At 66.5% G+C, this 17,804-nt stretch carries 17 protein-coding genes; 15 read left to right on the forward strand and 2 right to left on the reverse strand.

Going from position 1 to position 17,804, the window contains the following annotated elements:
- Positions 1–94 precede the first annotated feature (94 nt).
- The 5 genes from ACFO0G_RS07570 (at position 95) to rbfA (ending at position 6,097) form a co-directional block, all read left to right on the forward strand.
- Entirely contained in the window at positions 95–706 is a 612-nt protein-coding gene (locus tag ACFO0G_RS07570) for a ribosome maturation factor RimP (RefSeq protein WP_286403114.1), read from the forward strand.
- On the forward strand, positions 706–1,686 hold the full coding sequence (gene nusA / locus ACFO0G_RS07575; RefSeq protein WP_142134579.1) for a transcription termination factor NusA: 981 nt from the start codon (positions 706–708) through the stop codon (positions 1,684–1,686). Before ACFO0G_RS07570 ends, nusA begins: the two co-directional genes overlap by 1 nt.
- Before the next feature lie 180 nt (positions 1,687–1,866).
- Positions 1,867–2,214, forward strand: coding sequence for a YlxR family protein (locus tag ACFO0G_RS07580; protein WP_286403117.1), 348 nt, complete (start codon positions 1,867–1,869; stop codon positions 2,212–2,214).
- Positions 2,215–2,366: 152 nt separating this feature from the next.
- Complete coding sequence (gene infB, locus ACFO0G_RS07585; protein ID WP_286403119.1) at positions 2,367–5,288, forward strand: translation initiation factor IF-2; 2,922 nt, start codon at positions 2,367–2,369, stop codon at positions 5,286–5,288.
- Positions 5,289–5,587: 299 nt separating this feature from the next.
- The gene (gene rbfA, locus ACFO0G_RS07590; RefSeq protein ID WP_286403121.1) at positions 5,588–6,097 is read left to right on the forward strand and encodes a 30S ribosome-binding factor RbfA; all 510 of its coding nucleotides are present in this window, start codon (positions 5,588–5,590) and stop codon (positions 6,095–6,097) included.
- A gap of 85 nt (positions 6,098–6,182) precedes the next feature.
- Here the strand turns inward: rbfA and ACFO0G_RS07595 are convergent, their stop codons facing one another.
- Positions 6,183–7,310: a ScyD/ScyE family protein gene (locus ACFO0G_RS07595; RefSeq protein WP_286403123.1), complete on the reverse strand. Its 1,128-nt coding sequence runs from the start codon at positions 7,308–7,310 to the stop codon at positions 6,183–6,185.
- A gap of 175 nt (positions 7,311–7,485) precedes the next feature.
- On the opposite strand from ACFO0G_RS07595, the gene ACFO0G_RS07600 reads away from it, so the two are divergent.
- Together ACFO0G_RS07600 and trxA are read left to right on the forward strand one after the other, a co-directional pair.
- Complete coding sequence (locus tag ACFO0G_RS07600) at positions 7,486–8,007, forward strand: nucleoside deaminase (RefSeq protein WP_286403125.1); 522 nt, start codon at positions 7,486–7,488, stop codon at positions 8,005–8,007.
- 2 nt (positions 8,008–8,009) lie between these two features.
- Positions 8,010–8,447, forward strand: coding sequence for a thioredoxin (trxA, locus tag ACFO0G_RS07605; protein WP_286403127.1), 438 nt, complete (start codon positions 8,010–8,012; stop codon positions 8,445–8,447).
- A 39-nt stretch (positions 8,448–8,486) separates the two neighbouring features.
- On the opposite strand, the gene ACFO0G_RS07610 is transcribed toward trxA, so the two are convergent.
- Positions 8,487–9,644 (reverse strand): pyridoxal phosphate-dependent aminotransferase, encoded by a 1,158-nt coding sequence (locus tag ACFO0G_RS07610; protein ID WP_286403129.1) that lies wholly within the window; start codon positions 9,642–9,644, stop codon positions 8,487–8,489.
- Between the two features lie 67 nt (positions 9,645–9,711).
- Between ACFO0G_RS07610 and truB the strand changes: the two genes are divergently transcribed.
- The 8 genes from truB to ACFO0G_RS07650 all read left to right on the forward strand — a co-directional run bounded on the left by truB (position 9,712) and on the right by ACFO0G_RS07650 (position 17,713).
- Positions 9,712–10,647, forward strand: a complete 936-nt coding sequence (gene truB / locus ACFO0G_RS07615) for a tRNA pseudouridine(55) synthase TruB (protein ID WP_286403130.1) — start codon at positions 9,712–9,714, stop codon at positions 10,645–10,647.
- Positions 10,648–10,649: 2 nt separating this feature from the next.
- Positions 10,650–11,003, forward strand: a complete 354-nt coding sequence (locus tag ACFO0G_RS07620; RefSeq protein WP_286403131.1) for a hypothetical protein — start codon at positions 10,650–10,652, stop codon at positions 11,001–11,003.
- Between the two features lie 19 nt (positions 11,004–11,022).
- Complete coding sequence (locus tag ACFO0G_RS07625; protein WP_286403133.1) at positions 11,023–11,490, forward strand: hypothetical protein; 468 nt, start codon at positions 11,023–11,025, stop codon at positions 11,488–11,490.
- Positions 11,491–11,589: 99 nt separating this feature from the next.
- Positions 11,590–12,573: a bifunctional riboflavin kinase/FAD synthetase gene (locus ACFO0G_RS07630; RefSeq protein WP_376976946.1), complete on the forward strand. Its 984-nt coding sequence runs from the start codon at positions 11,590–11,592 to the stop codon at positions 12,571–12,573.
- 44 nt (positions 12,574–12,617) lie between these two features.
- Complete coding sequence (gene kynA, locus ACFO0G_RS07635; RefSeq protein WP_286403137.1) at positions 12,618–13,472, forward strand: tryptophan 2,3-dioxygenase; 855 nt, start codon at positions 12,618–12,620, stop codon at positions 13,470–13,472.
- Positions 13,469–14,728, forward strand: coding sequence for a kynureninase (locus tag ACFO0G_RS07640; RefSeq protein ID WP_376976947.1), 1,260 nt, complete (start codon positions 13,469–13,471; stop codon positions 14,726–14,728). The genes kynA and ACFO0G_RS07640 overlap by 4 nt, the downstream gene beginning before the upstream one ends.
- A gap of 213 nt (positions 14,729–14,941) precedes the next feature.
- Positions 14,942–15,211, forward strand: a complete 270-nt coding sequence (gene rpsO / locus ACFO0G_RS07645) for a 30S ribosomal protein S15 (RefSeq protein ID WP_043452786.1) — start codon at positions 14,942–14,944, stop codon at positions 15,209–15,211.
- Between the two features lie 243 nt (positions 15,212–15,454).
- Positions 15,455–17,713, forward strand: coding sequence for a polyribonucleotide nucleotidyltransferase (locus tag ACFO0G_RS07650; RefSeq protein ID WP_286404351.1), 2,259 nt, complete (start codon positions 15,455–15,457; stop codon positions 17,711–17,713).
- Positions 17,714–17,804 lie beyond the last annotated feature (91 nt).

The raw sequence follows: 17,804 nt of genomic DNA on the forward strand, positions 1-17,804 counted from the left end.
TGTCACGCTGAGGGGGCACCCGGTTGCACCACTGGGCCGGTAAAATAGCTACGCTAGTAAACACCACATCATCTATAGGGAGGCGGCCGGCATCGTGAGCAACGCAGAAGCTACGGCTTCACCAGACCACACCGGCACGGGACGCGGAACCGCTCCGGCCCACAACCCCGAGGCTGCGCGGCTCCGGGCCCTCCTGGAACCCGCCGTTCACGCCAACCGCCTGTACCTCGAGGACGTGGCCATCATCCCCGGCTCCCACCGCGTGGTCCACGTCGTGGTGGACCTGCCGCAGGAGGAAACGGGCGGCGTCAGCCTGGACGTCATCGCGGACATCTCCAAGGTGCTTTCGGACGTGCTGGACAACGATCCCAACGACGACGGCCGTCCCTATGACCTCGAAGTGTCCTCGCCCGGCGTCGGCCGTCCCCTGACCGAACCGCGGCACTGGCACCGTGCCCGGGGCCGGATGGTCAAGGTCAACGTCATCCAGGGCGACAACATGACCGGCCGCATCAAGTCCGTGGATGACGGGGGAGTCACCCTCGTTCCGGAGATCGCCGTCAAGAAGGGCATGAAGCCCCGGCAGGGCGAACCCGTAAAGCTTCCTTTCGACAGGATCCGCAACGGAAAAGTCGAGATCGAATTCAGCCACCTCCCGGAGGACGGTCTGGAACCTGAACACAATGGACCTTCTGAGGAGGCCTGATGGATATTGACATGAGCGCACTGAGACTTTTGGAGCGTGAGCGTGAAATCCCGCTGGACCTCCTGATCCCCACCATCGAGCAGGCGCTCCTGGTGGCCTACCACAAGTCGCCCGGCGCCTTCGAAAAAGCGCGTGCCGAGCTGGACCGCAAGAGCGGCCACGTGACTATCTGGGCTGTGGAGATTGACGACGACGGCGCCCCCATCGGCGAATTCGAGCACACCCCCGAAGGCTTCGGCCGCATCGCTGCCAGCACCGCGCGCCAGATCATCCTGCAGCGGCTCCGCGACGTTGAGGACGACAACGTCCTGGGCGAGTTCAAGGGCCGCGAAGGCGAGCTGGTGTCCGGCACCATCCAGCAGGGCAACAACCCGCACATGATCCAGGTCAACCTCGGCTCGCTCGAGGCCCTGCTTCCGCCGCCCGAGCAGGTTCCCGGCGAGAAGTACATTCACGGAAACCGCCTGCGCGCCCTTGTCATCGACGTACACCGCGGCACCAAGGGCCCCTCTGTGACACTGTCCCGGTCACACCCGGGCCTGGTCCGGAAGCTCTTCGAACTGGAAGTCCCGGAAATCGCCGACCACTCCGTGGAGATTGTGGCGCTGGCCCGCGAGGCCGGCCACCGCACCAAGATCGCCGTTAAGGCGAACACCCCCGGGATCAATGCGAAGGGTGCCTGCATCGGTGAGATGGGTTCCCGCGTCCGTGCCGTCATGACCGAGCTGAACGACGAAAAGATCGACATTGTCGACTACAGCGAGAACCCGGCGACCTTCATCGCCAGTGCGTTGTCGCCGTCGCGGGTGAATTCGGTCACCATCACGGACGAGGCCACCCGCTCCGCGCGGGTGGTGGTCCCGGACTACCAGCTGTCCCTGGCCATCGGCAAGGAGGGTCAGAATGCCCGCCTCGCGGCAAAGCTGACCGGATGGCGCATCGACATCGTCTCCGACGCCGCGGTGGCCCGCGACAAGTAACTACCGGGATGGGGGTGGCTGGCGCACCGCGGCAGCCACCCGTTTCGGGCAGAATGGCCCCGAGGGGCTAGAATGGATAAGACCGCGCCTAAGAGCCGGTAGCCGTGTGCTTTGGGCGTGCTCGTTTCCGCAACTGCGGAGGCAGTAAAACCTGCGGCCAGCAGAAAGAACGTCAGGACGATGACCGTGGCAGAAATGCTTTCCACCGGGAATCAGCCCGAGCGTACCTGCATCGGATGCCGGAAGAAGGGGCCGCGGTCGCAGTTGCTCCGGCTCGTCGCCGAAGGCAGCGGGTCAACCGCTGTCCTGGTGGATGAACGACGCCGGATGGCTGGCCGGGGTGCATGGCTGCACCCCAGCGCATCGTGCCTGGCCCTGGCGGTCAAGCGGCGAGCATTCGGACGTGCCCTTCCGGGCGCAACTGAAGCAACCGCCGTCGAACGCTGGATCACGTCAGGCCCGAACGTTGACGCCGCCCCGGTGGCTGCAACACCAACCGTCCAACCTGAAAGCGGGTCAGAAATCTGATGGAAACCCGATGAGTTCCCAGCGATGAGTGCGTAACGATGACAACTTTGTTGCGCTCTGCAATGGGCCCCTTCGCATCAACAGCGGCTGGGGTCCGCAGTAAGAAGTAGACGGTTCGTGCCTGGCTCGGTGCGGACCGAGACAGGAGAAATGTGGCCAAGGTCCGCGTACATGAGCTCGCTAAAGAGCTCGGTATAACTTCCAAAGATGCAGTGACAAAACTGCAGGAACTGGGCGAATTCGTTCGCTCTGCCTCTTCAACCATTGAGGCCCCCGTTGTGCGTAAACTGCGCAACGCCTTCCCCGACGCCGCCGCAAAGTCGCCGGCTCCGGCCGCAGCGCCAGCCGCTGCGCCCAAGGCACCCGCTCCCGCGGCAGGAACACGCCCCTCAGCACCGGCTCCCGGCCCGGCTGCGCCCAAGGCTCCGGCTGCCAGGGCCCAGGCACCGGCTCCGGCCGCTCCTGCTGCTCCTGCACAGGCAGCAGCCCCGGCAGCCCCCGCCGCGCCTGCGGCCCCCGCGGCTCCGGCTTCCGGTGCGCCGGCCTCCAGTGCCCCGTCCGTTGGTGCCCCGTCCACCGGTGCCAAGCCGGGTGCACGTCCGGCGCCCAAGGCTGACGCCCCGGCTCCCTCCGCCCGTCCGGGTGGCTCAGGGCCCCGCCCCGGCGGTCCCCGTCCGGGCAACAACCCGTTCGCCACCTCGCAGGGCATGCCCCGCGGCCGTGGTGGAGACGGTGACCGTGCACCCCGTCCGGGCAACAACCCGTTTGCCACCTCCCAGGGCATGCCCCGTCCGGGCGGCAGCCGCACCGACGGCGACCGCCCCGGTGGTCCCCGCCCCGCAGCGGGTGCCGGCGGACCGCGCCCCGGTGGGCCGCGTCCCGCAGCAGGTGCCGGCGGTCCCCGCCCCGCAGCAGGCGCCGGTGGTCCCCGTCCGGGCGCACCCCGCCCCGGTGGTCCCCGTCCTACTCCCGGCATGATGCCCAACCGCACCGAGCGTCCCGCACCCGCAGGTGCAGGCCGTCCCGGTGGCGGCCGCGGTCCCGGACGCCCCGGTGGCGCTCCCGGCACCGGTGGTCCCGGTGGCGGCGGTGCTCCCGCCGGCGGTGGCTTCGGCAAGGGCGGCCGCGGCCGCGGCGGCACCCAGGGTGCCTTCGGCAAGGGCGGCGCAGGCCGTGGCAAGCAGCGCAAGTCCAAGCGCGCAAAGCGCCAGGAACTTGAGCAGATGAGTGCCCCGTCGCTGGGTGGCGTGAGCGTACCCCGCGGCGACGGCAACACCGTCATCCGGCTTCGCCGTGGTTCGTCCATCACGGACTTCGCCGACAAGATCGAGGCAAACCCCGCCGCGCTGGTCACCGTGCTGTTCCACCTTGGTGAAATGGCCACCGCCACCCAGTCGTTGGACGAGGACACCTTCGCCCTGCTCGGCGAGGAACTGGGCTACAAGCTCCAGGTCGTCTCCCCGGAGGACGAGGAGCGCGAGCTGCTCTCCAGCTTCGACATCGACTTTGAAGCCGAACTCGAAGCCGAAGGCGACGAGGAACTCGAGGCACGTCCGCCGGTAGTCACCGTCATGGGCCACGTTGACCACGGTAAAACCCGGTTGCTGGATGCCATCCGCAAGTCCGACGTCATGGCGGGCGAGCACGGCGGTATCACCCAGCACATCGGTGCCTACCAGGTCACGCACAACCACGAAGGCGACGATCGCAAGATCACCTTCATCGACACCCCGGGACACGAGGCGTTCACCGCCATGCGTGCCCGTGGTGCCAAGGTCACCGACATCGCCATCCTGGTGGTCGCAGCGGACGACGGCGTTATGCCGCAGACCGTTGAAGCCCTCAACCACGCCCAGGCGGCCAACGTGCCGATCGTCGTGGCCGTGAACAAGATCGACAAGGAAGGCGCCAATCCGGAGAAGGTCCGCGGCCAGCTGACCGAGTACGGCCTGGTTCCCGAGGAATACGGTGGCGACACCATGTTCGTGGAGGTCTCTGCCCGCCAGAACCTGCACATCGACGAGCTGCTCGAGGCCGTCCTGCTCACCGCAGACGCTGCCCTGGACATGCGCGCCAACCCGAACAAGGACGCCCGTGGCATCGCGATCGAAGCCAACCTGGACAAGGGCCGCGGTGCGGTTGCCACCGTCCTGGTGCAGTCCGGTACCCTGCGCGTCGGCGACACCATCGTGGCAGGCACGGCCCACGGCCGCGTCCGTGCGATGTTCGACGACGACGGCAGCGCGCTGACCGAGGCAGGCCCGTCCCGCCCCGTTCAGGTGCTGGGCCTGTCCAACGTGCCGCGCGCCGGTGACACCTTCTTCGTGACCGCTGACGAGCGAACCGCCCGCCAGATCGCCGAGAAGCGCGAAGCCGCCGACCGCAACGCCGCCCTGGCCAAGCGCCGCAAGCGCATCAGCCTGGAAGACTTCGACCAGGCCGTCGCCGAAGGCAAGATCGACACCCTCAACCTCATCCTCAAGGGTGACGTGTCCGGTGCCGTCGAAGCCCTCGAAGACGCGCTGCTCAAGATCGACGTCGGCGAAGGCGTGCAGCTGCGCGTCATCCACCGCGGTGTGGGTGCCATCACCCAGAACGACGTCAACCTGGCAACGGTCGACTCCGCCGTCATCATCGGCTTCAACGTCAAGCCCGCCGAGCGGGTTGCCGAACTGGCAGACCGCGAAGGCGTGGACATGCGCTTCTACTCCGTCATCTACGCAGCAATCGATGACATCGAAGCAGCGCTCAAGGGCATGCTCAAGCCGGAATACGAAGAAGTCCAGCTCGGTACCGCCGAGGTCCGCGAAGTCTTCCGCTCCTCCAAGTTCGGAAACATCGCCGGCTCGATCGTCCGCTCGGGCATCATCCGACGCAACGCCAAGGCACGCGTCAGCCGCGACGGCAAGATCATCGGTGACAACCTCACCGTTGAGTCGCTCAAGCGCTTCAAGGACGACGCCACCGAGGTCCGCACGGACTTCGAATGTGGTATCGGCCTCGGGTCGTACAACGACATCATCGAAGGTGACATCATCGAGACCTTCGAGATGCGCGAGAAGCCGCGCGTCTAGTCTGTCTGTTGTGGGGCCGTCGGAATTTTTCCGGCGGCCCTGCCCCTCGCTTTTCCACCGTGAAGGGGGCCCCGCCCCTTCGACGGGTGGCTGACGATCTGCGATCGTCAGCCACCCGTCTCCGGCAGGCCCGATGCCACTCCCGGGCCCCCTTCACGGCTCCAAAGCGCCGGCCCCCAAGACTCTTCGGCATCGTCGTTGGCTCGCCTTTAGTGTGCGGCACAAAACTGAAACGTGTGCTGGCAGCCTCTGCGTCGCCGTCGTACGTCCCTAATTTTTTCTTCTCATAGGAGTTGTTCATGGCTGATCCGGCACGTGCTGCCAAGTTGGCGCAGCGGATTAAGGTTGTTGTTGCTGAGGCCCTGGGCCGGAGGATCAAGGATCCGCGGGTTGAAGGCGTTACTGTCACCGATGCCCGCGTGACCAACGACCTGCAGCACGCCACTGTTTACTACACCGTCTTCGGGGACCAGGCTGTCCAGGCTGATGCTGCCAAGGGGCTTGAGAAGGCCAAGGGTGTGCTTCGGCAGGAGGTGGGCCGGAACATCACCGCCCGCCTGACCCCCACGCTGGAATTTGTCGCCGACCAGATCCCGGTCAACGCTTCCAACCTGGAGGAACTGCTGCGGGAAGCCCGCAAGCGGGACGCCGAGGTGGCAGCCCTTGCTGCCAACGCCCGCCACGCCGGGGACGCCGACCCGTACAAGTCCGATGCGTCCGGTGACGTGGACATCGACGAGGACGACTTCGACGAAGAGGACCTGGACCTCAACGACGATGAAGACCTCGACGAGGACCGCAACAAGTAAGACGCACACCAGGGCCCGGGAGCTTATCCCGGGCCCTGGCTGCTTTTAACCCACCCCGTCCTTACCCGGGGCTCCTCGCCGCCGGCTACGGCAGGTCTGCCTTGATGACCTTTCCTGCGGGCGGCTGCATCGGGTCACCCAGGACGTCGATCGTGGCGTAGAGGTTGTTCCCCTTGATGTCGACGTCAGCCGGCATGTTCACCTTCAGGAACGTCGAACGGTCACCGTTGCAGGTGAACGTCAGGATCTCGCCGCCGAACAGCGACGCAACGTACACGTCACCGTTGCCGGCCACAGCAAGTCCCGTGGGGCTCAGGATGTCGTCCGCCCACACGTCGGTGTCACCGTTCCACGGATTTACCTTGAAGATGGCACCGCGGGCCCCCAATTCGGGTCCTTCCGGTCCGCCGGGCAGTGACGTTACGTACAGCATGCCGTCAGGTCCGATCGCGACGTCCGTGGGGACGGGTTCGAAGGCATATTCATGCCCCACCACGCAGGCCGGCACCTCCACCGTGTTCCCCTGCATATCTGTAGGGATCCGCAGACCCGCCGGAATCACCGCCGGCCGTGGCGGCAGGACGGCGACGGTATCGATGTCGCCACTCTTCAGGTTGACCTTCAGGACAGCGTTCATGCCGGCGTCCGCAACGTACGCGGTGTTGTCCCTGACGGCCAGGGCGTATGGGTGGGAATCCACGGTGCCCTTGTAGGTGGCAGGCGGGAAGTTTGGCCAGTTGGCCAGGCACTGGGCGCTGACGTCATCCCCGAAGCCGTAACTTTGGTCGCCATCCGGGTTGTGGCGCCGCTCGTAATCGGCAAAGTTAGCGATGGTGTCCACGGTGCCCTTGGAGTCAATCGACTTCAGGTATCCGTGCAGCCCGGCGGGGTCCCCTTGCCCGGCGCCCACGCTTTCAAGGAAGTAGGTTGTGCTGCCGCGGGTATCGGAACCGGCTACTTCCCAGCCCTTGGGCGTGGCCGTATCCAGGTCTTCGGCTGATCCGTCACGGCTGATGCGCGTGAGTTTCCCGGCAAAATCCTGGGACACCAGGACGGCCTTGCCGGTTCCTGCGGCCACATGCAGCGGCGAGACCAGGCCGCCTGCAAGTACCTCGTAGTCCGGCGCCTTGGTGGAAGCGGCGGCCGGGCCTGCGGACGCTATGGCAGCGGCCGAGGCGGTGATACAAGCTAAGAGTGCGAGTCTTTTCTTCATTGGGTACTCCGGGGTGCGGGGCCCTTGCGGGCTGGATATGGAAGCCTCGGCTGAGGCAAAATATGTATCCCCCGGCGCAAGAGTAGGCCCCTACCGGCGGGTAGTGTTGGGGGTATCCCCCCTTCCTGGCCCCCTTTCCATCCCCCCTAGGGTCACCGGTGGCTAGGATCGTGCTATGAGCGCCGCAGAGCATGGAAACAGTTCCCTGGAACACTTCGAACGGGCCCAGCACCTTGAAGGCGCCCGGTACCTCGAACAGGCAGTGGACCTTGCCACCGCGAACGTGGGCCAGGGCGGCGGACCGTTTGGTGCGGTGGTGGTGACCCCCGACGGACGGGTCCACTCCGGCGTCAACAGGGTGACCCGGGACAACGATCCAACCGCCCATGCGGAGGTGGTGGCCATCCGCGCCGCCGCGGCCGCCACAGCTGATTTCGACCTCACCGGATCGGTTCTCTACGCCAGCTGCGAGCCCTGCCCCATGTGCCTGGCTTCAGCTTTGTGGGCTCGAATCGGGCACGTCTATTTCGCCGCGGACCGCCATGGCGCCGCAGCCGCCGGCTTCGACGACGCCCTCTTTTACGACTATTTCAGCGGCGCCGCACCGGAACTGATGCCGGTCACCCGGGGCGACATCCCGACGTCGGACGTCCCCTTCCAGACCTGGCGCGCCTTTGACAGCAGGAAGGAATACTGACCATGGAAACGACGCTGCTGAGCTGCCCTTCCTGCGGGAAGACCAACCGCGTGCCCGCCCAGGCCTCCGGCCACCCCCGCTGCGGCAACTGCAAGGCGGACCTGCCGTGGATCGTGGCCGCGGGCGACAACGACTTCGCTGCCGTGGCGGAGCAATCCGCCGTGCCGGTGCTGGTCGATTTCTGGGCCGCCTGGTGCGGACCCTGCCGGATGGTCAGCCCGGTCCTGGACAAGCTGGCGCGGGAATGCCCCGGGAAGATCAAGCTGGTGAAGGTGGACGTGGACAAGTCCCCGGGGCTCTCGCGGCGGTTCGACGTCCAGGCCATTCCCACGCTGATGGTGCTCATTGATGGGAAAGTAGCCGCGCGCCAGGCGGGTGCGGCGCCTGCAGAGGTCCTTCGGTCGTGGCTGGACAAGGCCCTCGCCGGCGCCCGCAGCTAAGGTACCCTTCCGGGCGGCTGCAGCTGAGACCCGGCGGACCTACTGCCGGGCGCCCGGCAGCCGGGACAGTCCCTCCAGCAGGTCCTCTTGCCGTCCGCACAGCGCGATCCGGACCCAGCCCTCGCCAATGGAGCCGAACGCCGTTCCCGGAGCCAGCGCCACGCCGGAGTCAGCGAGGAAGCGCCGGACCCAGGCACGGACATCGCCGCCGGTGACGTGGGACATATCGGCCCATAAGTAAAACGCGCCCTGCGCAGGCAGGTAGCGGATCCCCTTTGCGGCCAGGACCGACGACGCCGCATCCCGGTTCTCGCGGTAGTGCCGGTGTGCGTGCCGGACGTAGTCCTGCGGCCCAGTAAGCGCCGCCAGCGCCGCGTACTGTGGGGCGGACGCCACGCAGGAGACGATCGATTCCATGACGTTGTCCATCTTCTTTTCCAGCCCGGGCGGGCAGACCAGCGCGCCGATCCGCAGCCCGGTCAGCCCGTAGGTCTTGGACAGTGTCAGCGAAGTGAACACGCGCGCATCAGCCTCCGTGCCGCCGTCGAACCTCGCGGGACTGACGTGCGGGACGTCGTAGGTGAACGCCTCGTAGCACTCGTCCGAGATGACCCAGATGTCATGCCGGCGGGCCAGCTCCACCAGCTCCTGCACCAGTTCACCGTTGAGCACGGCACCCAGCGGGTTGGAGGGCGAGTTGAGCACCAGCACCCGGGTGCGGCTGGTGATGAGGGCCTCCACGTCGGCAACGCGCGGTTGGAAGCCGTGCTCCGGATGCAGCGGATAGCCCACTGGAACGGCGTTCAGCAGCCGGCTGGTCATGGCGAAAGTGGGGTAGCCGGGATTGGGGATCAGGATCTCGTCACCGGGGGAGAGCAGCATGCTCATGGCGAAGTGCAGGCCCTGCTGGGCGCCGGACACCACATACAGCCGCTCGGCGCCGACGTCCACACCCTGTTCCTCCCGGAACCTGGCGGCGAACGCCTCGCGCAGGGCCGGGATTCCGGCGTTGGGGGTGTAGTTGGTCTCGTCCCGGTCCAGGCAGGCCATACCCGCGTCCAGGACGTGACGGGGGAGCGGGAAGCCGGGCTCCCCGATGCTCAGCACGATGGCTCCGGGAGTCCGCCATGCGGCCTCGGTGATCTCCCGGATCTGGTTCACGGGCACGTCGCGGACATGGGCGGCAAGCTGGGGCATGCCAGTCATCCTAGCTGTCCCGGTGGTCCGTACGGCGCCCCCAACCTGCGCCGATATACTGGGAGGCGTGCTTTCTGGACTGGTGATAGTGGACAAGCCGCAGGGATGGACCAGCCATGATGTGGTTGGCAGGATGCGGCGCCTCGCAGGGACCCGGAAAGTAGGGCACGCTGGAACACTCGATCCCATGGCCACCGGCGTGCTGGTGCTCGGCATCAACAAAGCCACCCGCCTGCTGACCTACATCGTGGGCACCTCCAAGACCTACACCGCCACCATCCGGCTGGGACAGTCCACGGTGACGGATGACGCTGAGGGCGAGGTCACGTACACCACCAGCGCCGCCGGCATCACGGAGCAGGAAATTTACGACGGCGTCGCGGCGCTAACGGGGGAGCTGCAGCAGGTGCCCAGCAGCGTCAGCGCCATCAAGGTGAACGGCGAACGCGCCTACGCACGCGTGCGGTCCGGCGAGGACGTCAAGCTCGCCGCGCGCCCGGTCACCATCCACCGCTTCGACGTCCACGCCATCCGCAGGGACGCCGCGGCCAGCGTCGTGGACCTGGACGTGACGGTGGAGTGCTCCTCCGGTACGTACATCCGTGCCCTGGCCCGGGACCTGGGCAATGCCCTTGGTGTCGGCGGCCACCTCACCGCCCTCCGCCGGACCCAGGTGGGTCCCTACACCCTTGACCAGGCCCGCACTCTGGAACAGCTCGCCGAAGAGCTCAACGTCCTGGACATGTCCCTGGCCGCGCGTGCCCTGATGCCCAACCGCGAACTCACCGCCGAGGAAACCGCAGAAATCTCGTTCGGCCGGCGGATCACTGCCGGTACGGCTCCCGGTACCCCCGGCGCCGCCACCGCTGAGCACCCTGCGGCAGGCTTCGCCCCCGACGGCAGCCTGGTGGCGCTCCTCGCCGATGCGGGCAGCTACGCCAAACCGGTCCTGGTCTTCGCGCCCGGCAACGGGGCGGCCGCCACCGCGGCTGCGGAGGCATAAGCGTGGATGCGTATTTTTGGATCATCCTGGTCGTCGGCCTGGTGTCCACGGTGCTCTGCCTGGGGGCGGGAATCCTTAAGAAGGCGCCGAACGACGTCACCCTCCTGTCCGTCGTGGCCGTGGAAGTGGCCCTGGTGGTCTACCTGGTGGGTTCGATCGTCCGCGTCATCGCCGGCGAACCGATCGCCGGCGAAGCGTGGGAATTTTGGGGCTACATGGCCACCGCCATGCTCCTGCCGCCCGCGGCTATCTACTGGGCCATCCTGGAGCGGACGCGGTGGAGCAACTTTGTCCTGGCCGCGGTCGGTGTCACTGCACTGGTGATGGCTGCCCGAATGAACCAGATCTGGTACTGAAGTGGAAGAAGCAGCAAGCATGAAAGAGCAGCAGGCCCCCGGGGCCACCGGTGACGCACCCGTCCGCAACACCCGCAACACCGGTCCAGGCCGGCTGCTGATCGCGGTCTACGGAGTCTTCGCCATCTCGGCCACCGCCCGTGCCGGCTACCAGATCCTCACCAAATTTTCCGAGGCCCCGCTGGCATACCTGCTCTCCGCCTTCGCTGCCGTGGTGTACATCCTGGCTACGGTGTCGCTGGCCAAGGCAGGGACCACCTGGTTCAAAATCTCTGTTGCCGCCGTGCTGGTCGAGCTCGCGGGGGTCCTGGTGGTTGGGACGCTGAGCATCCTGGACTCGGTTCAGTTCCCGCATGAGACTGTCTGGTCCCTGTTCGGCCGTGGCTACGGCTTCATCCCCCTGCTGCTGCCCATCCTTGGCCTGGTGTGGCTGTACCGCCGCCGCCCCTCCGCGGCTGCGGCAGCTTCTGCCAAGGCTGCGGAGTGACGGCGAAAGCCGCGCAGCGAATCCGGGTAACCTTGAAGAGTTCCGCAGCCGCCCGGCCGGCGGAACGTCGATGCTTGCACGCAGCTTAAGGCGAGGGTGATGGTCTACATCTGGAACGATCCGTCCGATGTCCCGGCGGACTTCGGCCCATCTGTTGTCACTTTCGGCAACTTCGACGGCGTTCACCGCGGCCACCAGCAGGTGCTGTCCCAGCTGATCCGTTCGGCCAGGCTCTCCCAGGCCAAGGCCGTAGCCATCACCTTCGACCCCCACCCGGCAGTCATCCACCGGCCCGAAGCGGCGCCGGAGCTGATCATGGGACTGGATGACAAGCTGGAGGCGCTGGGGGAGCTTGGCCTGGACGCGATCCTGGTGGTCAAGTACTCGCTGGACCTTGCCAGCCTCACGGCCGAGGAGTTCGTGGAGCAGTACCTGGTGGACTGCCTCCACGCCAGCCACGTGGTCATCGGCCACGACGCACGCTTCGGTCGCAATAACTCCGGCGACCTTGAGACCATGAAGGCCCTGGGCGACAAGTTCGGCTTCGACGTCCAGGTCATCAGCGAGTTTGGGTCCGAGGGCTACCCGTTGCATGACGACGACGGCACGGACCGCCGCTGCTCCTCCACCTGGGTGCGCGAGGCGCTGCAGGAGGGTGATGTCGCCACCGCCGCGTCCGTCCTGGGCCGCCCGCACCGGATGCGCGGCGAAGTGGTCCACGGCGCTGCCCGGGGCAGGGCGCTTGGTTTCCCCACGGCCAACCTTTCCGCGAATGCCACGGGCCTGATCCCCGCTGACGGTATATACGCAGGCTGGCTGGTGGACCAGGCGGGCAAGCGCTGGCCTGCGGCAATCTCGGTAGGCTCCAACCCCACCTTCGACGGCGTCAGCCGCCAGGTCGAGGCGCACGTGATCGACAGGCCGGAGGAAGCCGTGGAGGACTTTGATCTGTACGACCAGACAGTCATCGTGGAATTCGTGCAGCGCCTCCGTGGCATGGTGGCCTACCGTGGCCCTGAGGCCCTGGTGGAACAAATGCGGCTGGACGTGGCCCAGGCCCACCAGATCCTGGCCGGCCCCTGACTCCGGCCTCATTTGCCCGGGGTGAAACCAACGAAAGGCAGTGCGTGTCCGTCGAGAAGAACACCCGCAAGCTGGATAAGGGGATTGTCCGCGACTTCAGCTCACGGATGAGCTACGCCTCCTACCTGCAGCTTCCCACGCTGCTCAGTGCCCAGCAGCCGGTCAGCCAGCCTGAACACCACGACGAGCTGCTGTTCATCATCCAGCACCAGACCACGGAGCTGTGGCTGAAACTGGTCCTGCACGAACTGCGCAGCGCCGCCGCCTGGCTCCGGGAGGACGACCTGGGCTCGGCGCTCAAGGGCATCGCCCGGGTCAAGCACATCCAGAAGACCCTCACCGAGCAGTGGTCCGTCCTGGCCACCCTCACACCAACCGAGTACTCGCAGTTCCGCGGCTTCCTGGGCAACTCCTCCGGTTTCCAGTCCGCCCAGTACCGCGCGGTGGAGTTTGTCCTGGGCAACAAGAACAGCAAAATGCTGCCCATCTTCGAGTCCGACCCGCAGGCCCACGGGATGCTGGCGGAGCTGCTGGCCGCCCCCAGCATCTACGACGAGTTCCTGGCCTACCTGTCCCGGCAGGGGTTCGACGTGCCCCGTTCCGTCATGGACCGCGATGTAACGCTGGCCCACGAGTTCGCCCCGGAACTTGTCCCGCTCTTCAAGCACATCTACGAAAACGCCGCGGACAACTGGGCCGCCTACGAGGCGTGCGAGGAACTCGTGGACCTGGAGGACAACTTCCAGCTCTGGCGGTTCCGGCACCTGCGCACCGTCCAGCGGACCATCGGCATGAAGACCGGCACCGGGGGATCCAGCGGTGTGACCTTCCTGCAGAAGGCCCTGGAACTGACGTTCTTCCCGGAACTATTCGCTGTCAGGACGGAGATCGGACAATGAGCATCCACCAGGAAAACCGCGCAGGCGTGACCGACGAGGACCTCCGCCGGCGGGCCGAAGGACTGGATGGCAAGGACGCCCTGGCGCGTTACCGGGACCTCTTCATCGGCACGGACACTGCGTTGTCCTACCTTGACGGCAACTCCCTGGGCCGACCCCTGAAGCGGACTGCCGACGATGTGGCCGCCTTTATCCGGGACGAATGGGGAGGCCGGCTCATCCGCGGCTGGGACGAGAAGTGGCTGGCCCTGCCCCATGCCATCGGCGACCAGCTGGGCCGCGCGGTCCTTGGCGCCGCTCCGGGGCAGACCATCATCGCCGACTCCACCACCGTGGTGCTCTATAAGCTGATCCGGGCAGCCCTTGCCGCGGTGCAGGACCCGGACCGCAACGAGCTGGTGCTGGACACGGAAAACTTCCCCACGGACCGGTACCTGGTGGAGGGCATCGCCCTCGAGGAGGGCCTGACCCTGCGCTGGATCCAGCCGGATCCCGCCGCCGGGGTGACCGTTGAACAGGTGCGCCAGGCCACCGGGCCGCGCACCGCCGTCGTACTCCTCAGCCAGATCGCCTACCGCTCCGGCCACCTCGCCGACCTGGCGGGCATCACCGCTGCAGTGCACGACGCCGGCGCTGTGGTGGTGTGGGACCTTTGCCATTCGGCGGGGTCGGTGGAGATCGACCTGGACGGCGCGGACGTGGACTTCGCCGCCGGGTGCACGTACAAGTACCTCAACGGAGGGCCGGGGTCGCCGGCGTTCGCCTACGTCAACGCCCGGCACCTGCCGTCTCTGAACCAGCCCATCTGGGGCTGGATGGGCCGCAAGGACGCCTTCGAAATGGCGGCGGGCTATGAACCGGCCGCGGGCATCCGGGGCTTCCTCAGCGGCACCCCCGCCATCTTCGGCATGATCGCCATGCAGGGCACCTTGGACCTCATCGAGGAAGCATCCATGGCCGCCATCCGGGAGAAGTCCGTGGCGCTGACCGGCTTCGCGGTGGACGTCTTCGACGCCTGGCTGGCACCCCTGGGCGCCGAACTGGCATCGCCCCGGGAACCGGGGGAGCGCGGGGGCCACATCACCGTGGACCACCCGGACTTCACCAAGGCCACCGTCGAGGCGCTTTGGGACGGGGACGTGATTCCGGACTTCCGCTCACCGCACGGCATCCGGGTGGGGCTGTCCCCGCTGAGCACCAGCTTCGCCGAAGTCCTGCAGGGCATGGCGGCCATCCGGGACCGGCTGCAGCGCTGAGCGCCCCGCTGTCACCGCTGCCCCGTTTCGGGCGCACTGTTTCGACAAGGTTAGGCCGGGGCCGGTAAACTGGACGATGGATCCGGCTGCAGTCCGTGGCGGCTGGCTCCTGTTGTTGGCGCCCCCTCCGGTTTTCCGGATCAGGACGCTGGCGGCAGACCCGGCAGTGAGTTACTGACCTGGGCCCTCACGGCACATTCCCAAGGAGTTATTGTGGCACTTGACGCCGCTGTAAAGCAGTCCATCATCAAGGAATACGCAACCGCCGAAGGCGACACCGGTTCACCCGAGGTCCAGGTTGCCGTCCTGACCCAGCGGATCAAGGATCTGACTGAGCACATGAAGGAGCACAAGCACGACTACCACACCCAGCGCGGTCTGCTGGCAATGGTTGGTCGCCGCAAGCGCATGCTGAGCTACCTCAAGAAGACTGACATCGCCCGCTACCGTTCGCTCATCGAGCGCCTCGGCCTGCGCCGCTAGTCTGGCTTTGGGGCGGCCCTTTCCCTCCGGATGGGGCCGCCTTCTTCAAATGAAAAACTAAACAGGAGGATCAACCGCATCACGCATTCGCGGTCCTCGGTAGTGATCTCCGGGAACGGCTTCGTTGACAGAAGCCGCCGGCCCGTGGGTCTCGATCGATGACCGGGTGCAGGGCCAGTAGACAGATGCTGGGCTGGGTTGATGCGGCTGGACTTCCGTGAAACAGAAACGGAGGTGACTCTCTTGGAGGGTCCCGAAATCCAGTTCTCAGAGGCAGTCATTGACAATGGCCGCTTCGGCAAGCGTGTAATCCGCTTCGAAACCGGCCGCCTCGCCAAGCAGGCCGCCGGCGCAGCCATGGTGTACATCGACGATGACACCGCGCTGCTGTCCGCCACCACCGCCGGCAAGCACCCGCGTGAGGGCTTCGACTTCTTCCCGCTGACCGTCGACGTCGAAGAGCGCATGTACGCCGCCGGCCGCATCCCGGGCTCGTTCTTCCGCCGCGAAGGCCGCCCGTCCACCGAAGCCATCCTGGCCTGCCGCCTGATGGACCGCCCGCTGCGCCCCGCCTTCATCAAGGGCCTGCGGAACGAAGTCCAGATCGTGGTGACCGTCCTGGCCATCAACCCCGACGAGCTGTACGACGTCGTGGCCATCAACGCTTCCTCGATGTCCACCCAGCTGTCCGGCCTGCCGTTCTCGGGCCCCATCGGCGGCGTCCGCGTTGCCCTGGTGAACGACGAAAACGGATCCCAGTGGGTTGCCTTCCCCAAGCACTCACAGCTCGAGAACTCCGTGTTCAACATGGTGGTTGCCGGCCGCGTCGCCGGTGACGATGTCGCCATCATGATGGTCGAGGCCGAAGCCACCGACAACTCCTGGAACCTCATCAAGGAACAGGGCGCCACCGCCCCCACCGAAGAGGTTGTGGCCGAGGGCCTGGAGGCTGCAAAGCCGTTCATCAAGGCACTCTGCGACGCCCAGGCCGATCTCGCCGCCCGCGCTGCCAAGCCCACGGTCGAGTTCCCGGTCTTCCTGGATTACGAGGACGACGCTTACGCCGCTGTCGAGTCCGCCGCAGCCGACAAGCTCGCCGCGGTCTTCCAGATCGCCGACAAGCAGGAACGCGACAACGCCTCCGACGCGCTCAAGGACGAGGTCCTCACTTCGCTGGCCGGCCAGTTCGAAGGCCGCGAGAAGGAACTGTCCGCAGCCTTCCGCTCCGTCACCAAGCACGTGGTGCGCCAGCGCATCCTGAAGGACCAGATCCGCATCGACGGCCGAGGCCTGACGGACATCCGCCAGCTCACCGCCGAGGTCGAGGTCCTGCCCCGCGTCCACGGCTCCGCCATCTTCGAGCGCGGCGAGACCCAGATCATGGGTGTCACCACGCTGAACATGCTCAAGATGGAACAGCAGATCGACTCGCTGTCGCCGGTGACGCGCAAGCGCTACATGCACAACTACAACTTCCCGCCGTACTCCACCGGTGAAACCGGCCGCGTGGGCTCGCCCAAGCGCCGCGAAATCGGCCACGGCGCCCTGGCCGAACGTGCACTCGTGCCCGTCCTGCCGTCCCGCGAGGAATTCCCGTACGCCATCCGCCAGGTGTCCGAGGCCCTCGGTTCCAACGGTTCGACGTCGATGGGTTCCGTCTGCGCCTCCACCCTGTCCCTGCTGAACGCCGGTGTGCCCCTGAAGGCCGCCGTCGCCGGCATCGCCATGGGCCTGGTTTCCGACCAGGTGGACGGCCAGACCCGCTACGCAGCCCTGACCGACATCCTCGGCGCCGAAGACGCCTTCGGTGACATGGACTTCAAGGTTGCCGGTACCTCGGAGTTCGTCACAGCCATCCAGCTGGACACCAAGCTCGACGGTATCCCCGCCTCCGTGCTGGCAGCAGCACTGAAGCAGGCCCGCGAAGCACGCCTGCACATCCTCGAGGTCATCAACTCGGCCATCGACACCCCGGACGAGCTCTCCGAGTTCGCGCCGCGCGTCATCGCCGTGAAGATCCCCGTGGACAAGATCGGCGAGGTCATTGGCCCCAAGGGCAAGATGATCAACCAGATCCAGGAGGACACCGGCGCCGACATCTCCATCGAGGACGACGGCACCGTCTACATTGGCGCCACGAACGGTCCGTCTGCCGACGCAGCACGCTCCGCCATCAACGCCATCGCGAACCCGCAGGTCCCGGAGATCGGCGAGCGCTACCTGGGTACGGTCGTCAAGACCACCACCTTCGGTGCCTTCGTGTCGCTGACCCCGGGCAAGGACGGCCTCCTTCACATCTCCGAGCTCCGCAAGCTGGCCAACGGCAAGCGCGTGGACAACGTGGAGGACGTGGTTTCCGTTGGCCAGAAGATCCAGGTGGAAATCACCAAGATCGACGACCGCGGAAAGCTCTCGCTCGCGCCGGTGGTTGCCGAGGAAGAAGCTCCGGCCGACACCGAGCGCGCCCACACCACGGAGCCCGCTGAAGGCGCTGACGTCTAACAGCCCGGGCTTTCCGGCACAAGCATGAATCGGCGGGACCGGTGGATGATCCACCGGTCCCGCCGCTGTTACGATGGCAGCCAGATCCGGC

Origin of the sequence: Arthrobacter sedimenti, from assembly GCF_042652025.1 — a bacterium.
GTDB classification, from domain to species: Bacteria; Actinomycetota; Actinomycetes; order Actinomycetales; family Micrococcaceae; genus Arthrobacter; species Arthrobacter sedimenti.

Excerpts from the sequence above, each read along its gene's own strand:
- trxA (WP_286403127.1), top strand. The coding sequence starts at position 8,010 with ATGGAAACGACGCTGCTGAGCTGCCCTTCCTGCGGGAAGACCAACCGC.
- ACFO0G_RS07625 (WP_286403133.1), top strand. The coding sequence starts at position 11,023 with ATGAAAGAGCAGCAGGCCCCCGGGGCCACCGGTGACGCACCCGTCCGC.
- ACFO0G_RS07640 (WP_376976947.1), top strand. The coding sequence starts at position 13,469 with ATGAGCATCCACCAGGAAAACCGCGCAGGCGTGACCGACGAGGACCTC.
- ACFO0G_RS07595 (WP_286403123.1), bottom strand. The coding sequence starts at position 7,310 with ATGAAGAAAAGACTCGCACTCTTAGCTTGTATCACCGCCTCGGCCGCT.
- ACFO0G_RS07600 (WP_286403125.1), top strand. The coding sequence starts at position 7,486 with ATGAGCGCCGCAGAGCATGGAAACAGTTCCCTGGAACACTTCGAACGG.
- ACFO0G_RS07630 (WP_376976946.1), top strand. The coding sequence starts at position 11,590 with ATGGTCTACATCTGGAACGATCCGTCCGATGTCCCGGCGGACTTCGGC.
- ACFO0G_RS07610 (WP_286403129.1), bottom strand. The coding sequence starts at position 9,644 with ATGCCCCAGCTTGCCGCCCATGTCCGCGACGTGCCCGTGAACCAGATC.
- ACFO0G_RS07580 (WP_286403117.1), top strand. The coding sequence starts at position 1,867 with ATGACCGTGGCAGAAATGCTTTCCACCGGGAATCAGCCCGAGCGTACC.
- rbfA (WP_286403121.1), top strand. The coding sequence starts at position 5,588 with ATGGCTGATCCGGCACGTGCTGCCAAGTTGGCGCAGCGGATTAAGGTT.
- nusA (WP_142134579.1), top strand. The coding sequence starts at position 706 with ATGGATATTGACATGAGCGCACTGAGACTTTTGGAGCGTGAGCGTGAA.